15 protein-coding genes are annotated in these 14,580 nt (G+C 31.2%); 10 read left to right on the top strand and 5 right to left on the bottom strand.

Features of this window, described 5'->3' with window-relative positions:
* Positions 1 to 45: 45 nt before the first annotated feature.
* Positions 46 to 603, top strand: a complete 558-nt coding sequence (locus tag ACM595_RS02530; RefSeq protein WP_002483305.1) for a dihydrofolate reductase family protein — start codon at positions 46 to 48, stop codon at positions 601 to 603.
* 11 nt (positions 604 to 614) lie between these two features.
* Positions 615 to 1,430, top strand: a complete 816-nt coding sequence (locus tag ACM595_RS02525; protein ID WP_081326474.1) for an ATP-binding cassette domain-containing protein — start codon at positions 615 to 617, stop codon at positions 1,428 to 1,430.
* Positions 1,431 to 2,244: 814 nt separating this feature from the next.
* Here ACM595_RS02525 and ACM595_RS02520 read toward each other — a convergent pair.
* Complete coding sequence (locus tag ACM595_RS02520; protein WP_002483308.1) at positions 2,245 to 2,445, bottom strand: hypothetical protein; 201 nt, start codon at positions 2,443 to 2,445, stop codon at positions 2,245 to 2,247.
* 217 nt (positions 2,446 to 2,662) lie between these two features.
* Between ACM595_RS02520 and ACM595_RS02515 the strand changes: the two genes are divergently transcribed.
* The 6 genes from ACM595_RS02515 to ACM595_RS02490 all read left to right on the top strand — a co-directional run bounded on the left by ACM595_RS02515 (position 2,663) and on the right by ACM595_RS02490 (position 9,870).
* Positions 2,663 to 3,475: a lactoylglutathione lyase gene (locus ACM595_RS02515; RefSeq protein ID WP_069821987.1), complete on the top strand. Its 813-nt coding sequence runs from the start codon at positions 2,663 to 2,665 to the stop codon at positions 3,473 to 3,475.
* 14 nt (positions 3,476 to 3,489) lie between these two features.
* Entirely contained in the window at positions 3,490 to 3,693 is a 204-nt protein-coding gene (locus ACM595_RS02510) for a DUF6501 family protein (protein WP_002483310.1), read from the top strand.
* A 154-nt stretch (positions 3,694 to 3,847) separates the two neighbouring features.
* Positions 3,848 to 4,639: an ATP-binding protein gene (locus ACM595_RS02505; RefSeq protein ID WP_002483311.1), complete on the top strand. Its 792-nt coding sequence runs from the start codon at positions 3,848 to 3,850 to the stop codon at positions 4,637 to 4,639.
* A 12-nt stretch (positions 4,640 to 4,651) separates the two neighbouring features.
* The gene (locus ACM595_RS02500; RefSeq protein ID WP_002483312.1) at positions 4,652 to 6,544 is read left to right on the top strand and encodes a vWA domain-containing protein; all 1,893 of its coding nucleotides are present in this window, start codon (positions 4,652 to 4,654) and stop codon (positions 6,542 to 6,544) included.
* 122 nt (positions 6,545 to 6,666) lie between these two features.
* Positions 6,667 to 8,010, top strand: coding sequence for a branched-chain amino acid-like transporter carrier protein BrnQ3 (gene brnQ3 / locus ACM595_RS02495; protein ID WP_041080688.1), 1,344 nt, complete (start codon positions 6,667 to 6,669; stop codon positions 8,008 to 8,010).
* Between the two features lie 228 nt (positions 8,011 to 8,238).
* Complete coding sequence (locus ACM595_RS02490; protein WP_041080689.1) at positions 8,239 to 9,870, top strand: BCCT family transporter; 1,632 nt, start codon at positions 8,239 to 8,241, stop codon at positions 9,868 to 9,870.
* A 49-nt stretch (positions 9,871 to 9,919) separates the two neighbouring features.
* Here the strand turns inward: ACM595_RS02490 and ACM595_RS02485 are convergent, their stop codons facing one another.
* Genes ACM595_RS02485 through ACM595_RS02475 form a run of 3 tightly spaced genes read right to left on the bottom strand, consistent with a single transcriptional unit; the run spans position 9,920 to position 11,991 of the window.
* On the bottom strand, positions 9,920 to 11,053 hold the full coding sequence (locus ACM595_RS02485) for a toxic anion resistance protein (RefSeq protein WP_002483315.1): 1,134 nt from the start codon (positions 11,051 to 11,053) through the stop codon (positions 9,920 to 9,922).
* A 34-nt stretch (positions 11,054 to 11,087) separates the two neighbouring features.
* The gene (locus ACM595_RS02480; RefSeq protein ID WP_002483316.1) at positions 11,088 to 11,708 is read right to left on the bottom strand and encodes a 5-bromo-4-chloroindolyl phosphate hydrolysis family protein; all 621 of its coding nucleotides are present in this window, start codon (positions 11,706 to 11,708) and stop codon (positions 11,088 to 11,090) included.
* Between the two features lie 13 nt (positions 11,709 to 11,721).
* Positions 11,722 to 11,991 carry an acylphosphatase gene (locus tag ACM595_RS02475; RefSeq protein WP_037538434.1) on the bottom strand — a complete coding sequence of 90 codons (270 nt, stop codon included), beginning with the start codon at positions 11,989 to 11,991 and terminating at the stop codon, positions 11,722 to 11,724.
* Positions 11,992 to 12,338: 347 nt separating this feature from the next.
* Between ACM595_RS02475 and msaA the strand changes: the two genes are divergently transcribed.
* Both msaA and cspA read left to right on the top strand, forming a co-directional pair.
* Complete coding sequence (gene msaA / locus ACM595_RS02470) at positions 12,339 to 12,647, top strand: regulatory protein MsaA (protein ID WP_002483318.1); 309 nt, start codon at positions 12,339 to 12,341, stop codon at positions 12,645 to 12,647.
* Between the two features lie 187 nt (positions 12,648 to 12,834).
* A complete protein-coding gene (cspA, locus tag ACM595_RS02465; RefSeq protein WP_001831260.1) occupies positions 12,835 to 13,035 on the top strand; it encodes a cold shock protein CspA in 201 nt (66 codons plus the stop codon).
* Between the two features lie 277 nt (positions 13,036 to 13,312).
* Here the strand turns inward: cspA and lysA are convergent, their stop codons facing one another.
* Entirely contained in the window at positions 13,313 to 14,578 is a 1,266-nt protein-coding gene (gene lysA / locus ACM595_RS02460) for a diaminopimelate decarboxylase (protein WP_069821983.1), read from the bottom strand.
* Positions 14,579 to 14,580: the final 2 nt, after the last annotated feature.

Raw genomic sequence — 14,580 nt, 5'->3', positions numbered from 1 at the left:
CTTCCATTACACTTGATATAATCTTATCGAAATGAGGGTGTTTACATGAATAACAACTCCAAAATCATATTAGATTTAGCTGTTACTTTAGATGGTTTTATTGAAGGACCAAATGGAGAAATTGATTGGTGTATCATGGAGCCTGAGATGAATTTCACTGCATTTTTAAACCAAATTGACGCTATCATTTATGGTCGTAAAAGCTATGACTTATGGGGATCGTATACGCCTGATGATGAACAAGAAAACGATGATCAATTGATGTGGCAATTAATTCATAGCAAAAATAAATATGTATTTACCAACCAAACACGTTTCAACCATGACCAAACACAATTTATTAAACCTAAGGACATGTATACAACAGTGAATGACATCAAATCACAACAACAAAAAGATATATGGTTGTATGGTGGTTCGGAGCTCATTACGTCATTTATTAAACACGACCTCATAGATGAATATCGGCTATCCATCCATCCCGTTGTACTAGGGACAGGTAAACCACTCTTTGAAAATATCCATAAACAACTTAATCTATCACACATACAAACAAACACATTTAAAAGTGGTGTTGTTCAATTGATATATAGTAAAGATTAATATAAAAAGGAATGATAAGTTTGAATGTAGCAGTCAATGCGAAAAATGTTTCCTTAAAGCTTAATAATAAATATATTGTTTCTAATCTTTCTTTTAAAATACCAAAAGGTTCCATTACGTTAATCAAGGGCGACAACGGTATAGGAAAAAGTGTTACATTAAAATTAATAGCACAATTAATACGACCAACAAAAGGTAAGATTCAGACTAACGGTCGTATTGCCTATGCGCCTGATAAATTTCCAAATAATTTAAAAATAAAAGTCCATACATTTTTAGAAACGATACAAAACTTAAATAATAACTATGACCATAATTGGAAATATTATAGTAAATCATTTAATTTATCTTCATTTGAAAAAGATAAATTAAACCAAATTTCAAAAGGGACATTGCAAAAAATAAATATCATACAAGCATTGTTATCAAATGGAGAAATACTTATTTTTGATGAACCATTTAATGGCTTGGATAAAAAAACAGAGAGTAACTTTATTTCTTTATTAAAAAAACTGTCAAAAACAAAAACAATTATTTTGACTTCTCATGAAAGCAATATCGTTCAATCATTTGCAACACATGAATTAAATTTGCATAACGGCAAATTTAAGACAATAAATACAAACCCTAAATTTAAAGCTATTACATTTTTGACTTCTAAAAATGCATCTATCAGTTTTCCTCAAGTATTAGTTCAGAAAATACATAATCAAATTAATATTAATAATAATTCAATAAAAATATACATAGATAGAAATGATACAAATATTATTTTGAATAACTTAATCAAGCATAATTATAAAATACTAGAAGTGAAGGACGAGTAGTATGTTACTAACATTTTTAAAATATGAAAATATTAAATTTATTAAATCATTTCAATTCATTGCACCTATATTTTTATATTTAATCTGGGTCGTTGGTATTTATATATACACAGACATTCCTATTTTATCTAGTTATGGATCGACTTCAGTAGGCCTCTATATCATTTCAACTTGGCTGACTATAACTAATTTCAAAACTGATTCTATTAATGAACGGTATGTATTTTATATTCAATTATCTTCAAAACTCAAGTATTTAATTTTTAAAATGACTTACATATTTCTTATAGTATTTACGCTAAACATCATATCTCTATTTTATCCAATATTACTTGGTAATTTTGATAAATCAATGACACTCAATTTATTTTTCATAGGATTAATCATCCACATACTTATGGGGGGATTTGGTATTTTGTTAGGTACTTACATAACAAATACAAATATTATTTTTAAACCTTACTGGTGGCTGATTACTGTATTTTTCATTATTGTGTCATTAATCAAAATAATAATTGTTAATAACCTTCCTTTTACAAATTGGATATTATGGATACTACCACCGATCAATAATTTATTATCTTATTTAACAGAGGATTCAATACAAATATATGACCTTAACTTTCTTGTACTAGTGTTAATTTCATTTGCTTACCAATTTATTGCTTTTTGCCCCTTAATATATTTATATAAAAAAAAATACTAGAATGAAAATAGCCCATCGCTCACTTAAACAAGTAATCGATGGGCTATTTTCATGCTTAATCAATTTCATAAAGCTAAGCCTTAATTTAACAATATGAAATTTAAGTATTTACGCTATATATACAAATAATTCTATAATGGCAATAATTAAAAAGACCAAGAATACTATGCCATATATATTATTCTTCTTAACACTTTTAGCGTTGGCATTTTTTTGTTTCGCTTTACTATTTAAATTAGAAAAGAAAGTGATGCCAGAATAAACAGCAATAAGTACCGTTATTGCAAAAACAATCCATACACCAGTCATATTTCTACCTCCTATATATCATATTCCATCTATTTTTTAATCTTTCATTAAAAATTTTAAATACGTTATATATCTATATTAATACATCTTTTAAAAACGTCCAATGTATAATCTTAAAAATTCATAAAACGTTCTTTACTAACAAACATCATCATATTAATCACATTAAAAATACGTTATAATAAATTGAAAAGTGATAAATAAAGGGGTTAATATAATGAATGGTCTAAGAAGTGTAACAACCGGGACAGATAATTTAGAAAAAACTAAGACTTTATTTAAAGACATACTTGGATTAAATGTTGCTGATAAAGGCAATGCTTTACGTTTTGGAGACGCTGAACTCACTTCTGGGACACGTATTCATTTTGTAGAAATTCCAAAATATCAAAATGATGATAATCATATTGAAAATATTGGTTTGAGAATTCCAAGTGATGAAGGTCTAGATGAGTATAAAACCATATTAGATCAGCATCATATTGAGCATAGTGAAGTAACAGATTTGAATGGACATAAGTATTTTGAATTTCAAGATCAAAATAATCAGTCTTTTAATATTTATTCAAATGAACATAATATAGGTGCACCTTTAGGTATGCCTACATTTGATAGCACTGTTAACCCACTACATCAAATTCAAGGGTTAGGTCCTGTTTTACTTAAGGTCAATGAATTATTATTAACTCAATCTATTTTAGATAAAGTATTCGGTTTAACACACTTTGCTGAATATGCACCACATCCAGATGCGGATTATAAAGTACAAGTATTTCGTATAGGAGAAGGTGGTTTAGGTGGAGAATTGCATTTATATGCTTCCTCCGAAGAGATTAAAATGCCTGAACATGGTATCGTTGAACAAATTGAATTCGCTACAGAGTCTAAGGCACAGTTCCAGAATGCATTACAACAACTAGAATCTATAGGCATTCCTTATCAATCATTAGATCAAGATGGCGAAAAATCTCTTAGAATTAGTGAAAAAAGTGGTATCACTTTCATATTAACATTAGAAATCAAAGAATAAGCGAGGTATATATTATGTTACATGAAACTTGGAAAAATAATACACCTATAAAGAAAGTAGAAGTCGTACATACAGATGCACAAAAATTTACTGTTTCTGATATGTTAACAATTGGTAAGCAGTATGATGTTATCAATGAAACTGAAGAATATTATCAAATTATAGATAACTCTGGACTTGTCGGTGGTTATTATAAAGATTATTTTAAAGAAGTTTAAACTGAGCACTGTACGCAGAACACTGTTTGCGTATTTATAATATTTTTCTAATAAGACTAGGGCAAACGAACGATTAACGATTCATGCCCCAGTCTATTTTTATTGATTGAAAAACTAACTATTTTATCCATTTTAAAAAGGAGATTATAAAGTGATGGCAAATACCAATTATATTAATAGAGATGAAACTGTATTCAATGATGCGCAATCATTAATGCAACTTAATAAAAATATATTACTAAAAGGACCGACTGGATCAGGAAAAACAAAATTAGCTGAAACATTAAGTGAGACAATGAATAGACCTATGCACCAAATTAATTGTTCCGTTGATTTAGATGCAGAAAGTCTTCTCGGGTTTAAAACAATACAAACAAACGAAAATGGGTCACAAGAAATAGTATTTATTGATGGGCCCGTCATAAAAGCTATGAAGGAAGGTCATATTCTTTATATAGATGAAATTAATATGGCCAAACCCGAAACGTTACCTATATTAAATGGTGTATTAGATTATCGTAGAAAATTAACTAATCCATTTACAGGTGAAGTCGTTAATGCAGCACCTGGATTTAATGTGATCGCAGCTATCAACGTAGGTTATATTGGTACATTACCAATGAATGAAGCATTAAAAAACCGTTTCGTTGTTATTCAAGTAGATTATATTGATGGAGATATTTTGAGTGATGTAATCAAACAACAAAGCCAACTCAGTGATGACATAATGATTCAAAAAATCATTAAATTCAATGAAGATTTGCGTACAATGACAAAACAAGGTCAAATTTCTGAAGAAGCGGCAAGTATAAGAGCATTAATAGATCTAAGTGATTTAGCTACGATTATGCCTATCGAACGTGCAATACAACGTACAATTATAGACAAACTAGAAGATGAACGTGAGCAACAAGCTATTTTAAATGCAGTAGAATTAAATTTTTAGTGAGGGATAATCATGAGTGATCGTTTTATAAAATTTAATGATGAACAATTAGACGCTAAGCAAGTCATGATGCTTCAAGATTTAGCCCGACTTTTATTAAAAAATGATCAAACACAAGTAAAAATACAAAAATTTCCATATTATGATCCAATAAACAATACCCTAATTACAAGTTCATTTTGGTCACATAGAGATACAGCAATAGAAACTACAGGATTGAAGACCGATGTCATGCTTGCTGCTTATGGTTATCAAATGATGGATGAACAAATCGTTAATGAAGTGATTCATAATACAACATTTCAACATCCAAAATTTTTCCAGCAACTATTCAAATTACTTGAAGATCAACGTATTTTAAATGCCATTGCAAGACAACGTCCATCGATTCAACCCGCTATTCAAATGCGTAAAGAGGTACGGTTAAATTATACGAAAACACAAATTAAAGTATATAAAACTAAAACCACTTTCACTGACTTACTATTTTTACATTTAGAAGCATCTTTTATAACTGAAAATTTTTATGATATTCCTCAAATCCATCCACATATTGACGATATTTTAAACAATATGTATATGTATTTGCATAATTTTTTCTATAATCAATCGTCTGAAGACAATATGTATTTAGCAGAAAGAATCATGTATCAAATTGATGACATATTAAAAGAAGATATGTTAAATGAGTATTATCACTTACCTAAAAAAGTATACGAAGCGATTGAGGCACTCAAATTCGAAGACTTAACAAGAACTGATGCCAGTAATTCAGATGGCAAATCAGAAGAGCAAAGTGATGACAATACAGTTAGTGAAGACATGGAATCTAACCATCAAGATAGTGCTTCTCAAGGTGGTGCCTATTTAGAAATGGAATTACATGAAGGTGAAAATAGTGAAGTCATGGGGGACAATGATAACGCACGCGAAGGTGATGCAAGCGATGACATGACTGACATGCAAACCAAAAAAGGGAAAGGCCTAACCAATAATCAAATCGATGACGATGAGGGCGGTTCAGTCGGACATAATCAAGCTTTTGCATTAAAAGGCATCAATGAGCGAGTTGAAATTAAATGGAATATACCAGATATTGAACCACAATATGTACAAGCATACAAAAACGTTGAATCAGATGTTCAATTTGAAATAAAAGATTTAATACAAATCATCCAGAAGACCATAGACAGAGAACATGTTGATGAGCGACATAATTTAACTAAAGGCAGACTGCAAAAGAATTTATTAAATTGGTTCATTGATGACCAATACAAATTATTCTATAAAAAACAAGACTTAAGTCAATCTTTCGATGCTACTTTCATGCTACTTATTGATGCTTCAGCAAGTATGCAAGATAAAATGGAAGAAACAATCAAAGGGGTTGTCCTTTTTCATGAAACCTTAAAATCTTTAAATGTCAAACACGAGATTCTAGCCTTTAATGAAGATGCCTTTGATGCTGACGATGCTAACCAACCAAATATTATTGATGAAATCATTTCTTATGATCATTCAACATTAGAAAAAGATGGGCCAAGAATTATGGCGCTTGAACCCCAAGATGATAATAGGGACGGTGTCGCTATTAGAGTTGGAAGTGAGCGTCTAATGCGTCGCTCACATAATCAAAGATTTTTAATTGTATTTTCAGATGGTGAACCGTCTGCCTATAATTATAGTCAAGATGGTATCTTAGATACTTATGAAGCTGTTGAGATGTCTCGTAAAATGGGTATCGAAGTGTTTAATGTTTTCCTTAGTCAAGAACCTATTACAGAAGACATTGAACAAACAATCCATAATATCTATGGTCAATATGCTTTATTTGTTGAAGGTGTTGAAAATTTACCTGCACAATTGTCACCATTATTAAAAAAACTGTTGTTAAAGTCTTTTTAATAAAACAAATAGTTATAAATGGCTTTTATATTTTTAAATATTCTGAAATTTATATAGACGTTATCTAATCAAACATGATAGAATAGATAATATTATTTTATTGGTTAGAAGGAGAACGACATATGAATAAAAATACATGGATTATAGGTTTCACACTATTTGCAATGTTTTTTGGTGCAGGGAACCTCATTTTTCCACCAAACTTAGGCTTAGACAGTGGGCAATATTTCTGGCCATCCATACTCGCATTTGCATTAACAGGTATTGGATTACCTCTGTTAGGTGTTATTGTAGGTGCATTGGATAAACAAGGTTACATTGGTTCATTAAATAAAATTTCACCTAAATTTTCAATCATATTTTTAATTATTATATATCTTACAATCGGACCACTATTTGCAATTCCACGTACTGCATCTACTTCATTCGAAATGACAGTTACGCCAATAGCAAATACGAATAGTAATTTAGCACTATTTATTTTCACAGTTATTTATTTCTTAATTGTTTTATATTTATGTATTAATCCTAGCAGAATGGTTGATCGAATTGGATCATTATTAACACCGTTACTATTGATCACTATCTTAGCAATGATTGTTAAAGGATTCGTTGATTACGGTAGTAATTCACATAGCCAAGCAACTGATGCTTTCACATCAAACTTCAGTGGTTTTTCACAAGGATTTACGAACGGATATTTAACAATGGATGCGATTGCTGCGATTGCTTTTTCAATGATTGTTGTAAATGCAGTAAAAGCAACGGGTGTCACACATGCAAATAAAATATTCAAACAAACATTGATGGCTGGTATTATTGCTGCCGTAGCACTTATGTTTATTTACATATCATTAGGCTACATCGGCAATCATATGGCAGTTTCTCAAGAAAAAATCGCGAGTTTGACTGCAAATGATCAAAATATCGGTACCTATTTATTAACTACAATGGCAAGTGTTGGATTTGGAACTTTTGGTAAATATTTATTAGGCATTATTGTTGCTCTTGCTTGTTTAACTACAGCTTGTGGTTTAGTCGTAGCAGTATCAGAGTATTTCCATAGAATTTTCCCAAGAATTTCATACAAAATTTACGTAATTATTTTCACATTAATTAGTTTTATCTTAGCTAATCAAGGCTTAAACTCTGTCATTACAATGTCTGTACCTGTATTGAGTATTGTTTATCCTATTGCGATTACATCCGTACTACTTATTTTATTAGCTCGTTTTGTACCAACAAAACCCATTGCACAACAAATACCAGTCGCTATCGTTTCTATTGTATCAATCCTCAGTGTAATCCATACACAAGGTTGGATAAAATTAAGCTTCATTGATAGTTTACCGTTAAAATCATATTCATTAGAATGGTTCCCAATCGCGATTGTAACTACAATTATTGGATATATTGTAGCGACAATGGTTAAAAAACAAAAACCGATTGTGTATGAAAAAGAATAACTATAATCATCTCTAAAACAAAATATAAATTTTCAAAGAAGATTCCAATTATTTTCGGAATCTTCTTTTACTATTATAAAGCTATTTTTAAATATTTTTATAATTATAGAATCAAATTATTTTAAATGCCCAATTGATTACTTTTCAAAAGTAAGCTATACTCTTTACTTCAAGTGTTTCGTCATAATTAAACTTTTTAACATTTTGGTCTAAAGCAATGTAAATCGTTTGAAAAAGAAAACACGTAACATAGAGGAGTCGAATAATATTAAATATTCTCAATGGAAAGAAAAACTAGATTGGCCAGTATTTTTAATAAGCGGGGGCATACTTGTCTTATTTGTACTGATGTCATCAATATTCACTAAGACAACATCAACATTAGTTCAAAAAGGATTTCAGCTTTCAATTACATATTTTGGTGCTTTTTGGCAAGTTTTACTGCTAGCTACTTTTGCTGTTGGAGCATTTTTAGCTTTTTCCAAATACGGACGCGTAAGATTAGGTAATGCCTCTAAACCTGAAATGGGTTATTTCAGATGGGCTGCTATTGTAATAACATCTGGTTTAGGAGCTGGTGCGATTTTTTGGGCAGCAGCGGAACCAATGTATTATTTTATAGATGTACCGCCAACAATGGATCCAAATATTAAAAATAGCAGTACTCAAGCCATTCCGGCTGCCATGGCACAAAGCTTTACATCCTGGGGATTCACAGCATGGGCAGTTTATGGTGCAGTCAGTGGCATTATTATTATGTATGCACACTACAATAAAAACATGAAAATGCGTCCACGTACGCTGTTGTATCCAATCTTTGGAAGTAAAATTGAAAAGAATAAAATTGGATGGATGATCGATGTATTTTGTATTTTAGGTGCAGTTGCAGGTACAATTGGCACAATCGGCTTCTTTGGTTTCCAATTTAGTTATTGGTTACATAGTATATTTGGTATCCCAGATAATATTATCACCCAAATTTTATCTGTAGTTGGTTTAATGGTCGTTGTTACAATTTCTGCCACGACAGGTATTGATAAAGGGATACAGTTTTTAAGTAAACTTAATGTATGGCTTGCTTTAGCACTTGCCGTATTTATTTTATTAATAGGGCCTGGCCGTTTTATTATTGATACATTCATTTCTTCTTACGGCGTATATCTTACTCACTTTTTAGAAATTAGTACATTCAGAGGAGATGACAAATGGGCTGGAGCATGGATGTTATTCTTTTTCGGCTGGTTTATTGGTTACGGGCCATTAATGGGCATGTTAGTTGCACGTGTTTCAAAAGGGCGTACAATCAGAGAGATATTCTTACTCGTTTCTATAGTAGCTGCTGTTGTGTCGCACTTATGGTTCTCCATACTTGGTGGTAGTGGCCTCTTTTACGAAACTAAAGATAGTGGGTCGATTAGTAACCCATTAGCTGATAATGGACTGCCAGCAGCAGTTATATCAATCGCATCACATCTACCATTAGGTACTGCACTGGTCATTGTATTATTATTACTAACTTTAATTTTCGTAATCACAACTGCGGATACGATGTCATTCTCAATATCTATGTCAGTAACTGGAGAGGGAGATCCACCTAAAATGATTAGGCTCTTCTGGGTAGTCATTATGGGTGTTATTTCTATTATCTTGATAAATATTGGTGAGGGTAGTATTAACGCTATTCAATCATTTATCATCATCACCGCCGTTCCCATATCAATCATTATGTTACCGGCTATATGGACAGCACCAAAAATTGCGCATAAATTAGCTGTTGAACAAAAAATCACTACTGAAAATAAACAAGATCATACTAAAGATAACATTTTAGAAGAAAGATCTTCAGATAATAAGCACTAAAAAACACGGAATTACTTATCACAGTAATTCCGTGTTTTTATATACTTAATTATTTATTTTCTTTCATATCTAACAATTGATTTTGTAATTCTGTTTCAAGTTCATTTAATTCTGATTCAGCCTGTTTACGTTTCGTACGGCCTTGTTCTTGAATTTGTAACGTTTGTTCAATCGTTTCAATGATATCTTTTTGCGTTGTTTTCAATGTTTCAATATCCACAACTCCGCGCTCATTTTCAGTAGCAGTTGCTAGAGCATTTTGTTTCAACAGCTCGGAATTTTTTAGTAATAAATCATTTGTAGTATCCGTAACTGCTTTTTGAGCAGAAACCGCATTACGTTGTCTCATTAATGTCAGTGCGATAGACATTTGATTCTTCCATAATGGAATACTCGTTAATATTGAACTTTGAATTTTTTCTGCAAGTGCTTGATTCACATTTTGTATCATTCGTATTTGTGGGGCAGTTTGTATAGCAATTTGTCTTGATAGTTGTAAATCATAAATACGCTTATCTAAACGATCAACAAATTGTTCCATATCAGAAGCAGCTTGCACATCCATTTGATTTCCCGTAGATTTCGCTTGTTCTCTCAATTTAGGGATTTCATCTTGTTGCAAAACGTATTGCTTGTGTTTAGCAGCTTCTATATATAATGATAACTCATCAAAATAGTCTTTATTCATATCATACAATTCATCCAACATATCTATATCTTTTTTTAAATTGTTTTTATGTTTATCTAGTTCAATTGAGATACGATCAATTTGTGAACCGACAGATTGCATTTTTGAAAATATCTCATTAACTGATGCCTTTGTTCGTTTAAAAATACGCTTCAGCTTGGATTGGTTTTCCGGATTTAATTCTTCTGGATTGACCGATTTTAATTTACTCATTAATCCGTTTAATGAGTCACCTACAGGTCCCACATCTGTAGTTTTGACTTCATTTAAAATTCGGTGTGAGAATTGTGACATATTCGATTGCGCTTCGGTACCATAATTTAACAAACCATCATTATCCATTGGTTTAATTTGTTTGCTCAATTTATCAATTTTTTGTTGATCTTCATGAGAAAACTGACTTGAACTTTTTATAATTTCAGACCCATTTGCTGAGTTTTCATCAATATACTTATCCAATGGATGCGAATTAATTGAGTCTTGCTCTCTAGCCATAAAATTCCACTCCATTCTGCCTTTAATTATCTATTTATTTGTTGCGTTTCTGCTCAATTTTATTCAATTCCATTTCAATATCTAGCTGGCTATAATCTTCGTCATTAATCCTTCTTAAATCAGCAACCAAAGTTCGTTTCACTTCATCTAATGTGATGCGCGTTTGTTCTAATTTTTGTTTTTCTTCTTTAGATTTTTTAGGTGATTTAGATAATCTCGTATAAGCTTCAATTAAATTTAAAGCATTATCTATATGAGAGTAAAAGAAACTCTCCACCTTGAAAAATGACCCTGGTCGCTGTTTAACAGCAAAATATATTGCACGGGATAAACGATATATCTCGTTGACTTGTTTAAAATCTTTAATCGATCTAACATTCACAAATGTTTTAAATATTCTTCTAATTTTATCCTGAGCATTATTTAATTGACCATTTACAAAATGATAATCTCGACGAGACAAACCAATTTCTCTTAGATACTTTCTAGAAGTTAAACGTTGGGTAGGAAAGTAAAATACAATAAATGTTGCAGCAGCTACTAACACATCGAAAATAAAATATATATCTAATGCAAAGATACTAGCAAACCAAGCAATAACTGCTGCTGGTAAAGCAATAATTGTCCCAAAAATACGAGAAATATTATATCTCAAAATTCATCTTCCTTTATATCGTTCTAAATTTTTTCAATGATTGATCATAATCTAATGCTTCTATTGTGTAATCTTCAACATGTGATGCTGGAGAGGCACCTTCTGTAACAGCGTTAATAAATTCAGTTAAGGATGGCTCATTACCTTGAGCATAAATATCAACATAATTATCAATATTTTCAACAGTACCAACTATATTGTGTTTTTGTGCTATTTTTTCTGTATAATAACGAAAACCTACGCCTTGTACCATTCCAAATACTTTAATATGTTTACGTTGCATAAAATCACCTCTTAATAACATTATACGAAATTTCACTCTACAAAACTAATATTTACGTTTATAATCCAGTTGTATATAGGCCAAAAGTATGAGACAGATAACTTGATTTTGTCGCTTAACTCGTTAGAATATTACACATAGGCAAAAATTGTACGTCTCTGAATTTAAATAATGAATTCTATATTTAGTCTTATTCATATTCTATTTATAAACATGGGGGATTTTTATTTAGAGTGAATGTATCATACAACATACATATGTATATCCAATTTGCACTATAAGTCTAAAAGGTATGCATTATAATACCAAAAATTCATTTTAGACTAATTGTGAAAGGGTGAAATAAAATGTGGACAGTTGCAAAAATTCGAGCTGATTATGAAGGCTGGTGGTTATTTAGTGACTGGACTGATCAAATCGTGGAACAGCATAATTTCGAGACTTATGAAGCAATGATGGCTTTTTATAATGCTTTAATTTTAAAAAGTAAACGCCACTATGATAATTACTTAGTCGGCAAATACAATATACATGCATTTTATAATAATTGTGAATTAGGATTTTGTGAAGATTGTGATGAAGATTTACAAATATTCTATAGTTATATTGTTTTAAATAATAATGAAGTTTATTATAATTTACCTAATATTGAATAAACAGTTTATTCATATTAGTCTTGCAATTTACTAAAAAATGCTTTATAATATTAGTCAAGCAATTGTTTTATTCCATATTGCAAAGAATATTGTACGAGTAATTTTTTATAATACTGTGTCATTGTATTTTTTGTAATATGCGAATAACGCATATTGAATGAATATTAGTCTTGGAGGTTTCACATTTATGAAACAAGGTACAGTAAAATGGTTTAACGCTGAAAAAGGTTTTGGTTTTATCGAAGTTGAAGGAGAAAACGACGTATTCGTACACTTCTCAGCAATTAACCAAGAAGGTTATAAATCATTAGAAGAAGGTCAATCAGTTGAATTTGAAGTAGTTGAAGGCGACCGCGGTCCTCAAGCTGCAAACGTTGTAAAACTATAATATAGATGCAATATTGACTTATCTAAAGAACCTTGTTAAAGGTTCTTTTTTTTATAGAGCCCCTTATCTCTTTATGAGATTAGGGGCTCTTAATGCATGCGAAACCGCATGTATACCACTTTATCCCTTATCTCTTTATGAGATTAGGGGCTCTTAATGCATGCGAAACTGCATGTATACCACTATATACTTTATCTAATATCTTAATGCATGTATCTACACTATAGGACAATAAAAGGTGACTGAACTCCTTTTCAGAGACACAGCCACCTTTGGATTATTTAGTATCATTGATAATTAATTGACGTAATGATTGACGTTTAATAACTTCTCTTGCTTTACCATCTTTTAAGAAAAACACAGACGGTTTCTGCATTTGATTATAATTAGATGCCATAGAATAATGGTATGCACCAGTTGAAAGTATCGCTAGATAATCTCCACGCTTCACTGTGCTTGGTAATTGGGCATCTTTTATGATAATATCGCCAGATTCACATAACTTACCAGCGATTGTTACTGTTTCGTCTTTAGGATCATTTCTATTAACTAATAAGGCCTCGTATTTTGCATCATAAAGCGCTGTTCTAATATGGTCGCTCATACCACCATCAATGGAAACATACTTATTGACCTGAGGAATTTCCTTGATTGTTCCAACTTCATATAAAGTAATACCTGCTTCACCAACAATTGAACGACCTGGTTCGATACCAATCTCTGGTACCGGATAATCTGCATCTTCGGCAATTGATTTAATAGCAGCAGTAATCTCTGCGATGCCTTCTTCGATAGGGAAACTTACATCACCCTCAACATATTTAATGCTAAAGCCACCGCCTAAGTTAATTAAATCAACTTTGATATCATTTGCTTTCAACCAATTAATCACAATATTAGCAGTTTCAACCATAGCCTCTGTGCCTTCAATTTGAGATCCAACATGGAAATGAACACCTTTGAGGTTTAATTTTTGAGTATCTCGCACTTTTTCAATACCTTGAATAGCTAAGCCGTGCTTAATTGATAAGCCAAATTTACTATCTTCTTGGCCTGTTTGTATAAATTCATGCGTATGGGCTTCAACGCCAGGATTCAATCTTAAAACAACATCAATTTCTTCACTTGCATATCGCTCAATCAGATCGATTTCCTCTAATGAATCAATAACAATGTAACCAACTTTGCTTTCTAAAGCATATTGAATTTCATGTTTTGTTTTGTTGTTACCGTGAAAATGAATATGTTTTGGATCGAAACCAGCTTCTAATGCTGTATATAATTCTCCTTCAGACACTACATCTAATTCAAGTCCTTCTTCTTGTACTAATTTAACCATTTGTAAACATGTGAATGCTTTTGATGCATATGAAATATTGTATGCTAATCCACTTTGTTTGAACGCTTCATGATAACGTCTCATTTGGTTTCTAATTTGTACTTCATCATATACAAAAGTAGGGGTCCCAAAACTTTGCGCTATCGTTTTTAGACTTGTGCCTCCCATTGTAAGTTCGCCATTGCTATTATATTCTACTACCATAA

It is taken from the genome of Staphylococcus sp. LKG3-1, assembly GCF_048568385.1.
Classification (GTDB): domain Bacteria; phylum Bacillota; class Bacilli; order Staphylococcales; family Staphylococcaceae; genus Staphylococcus; species Staphylococcus saprophyticus.
The sequence above is the reverse complement of the archived record's forward strand: the minus strand, read 5'-3'. Positions and strand labels throughout refer to the sequence as shown.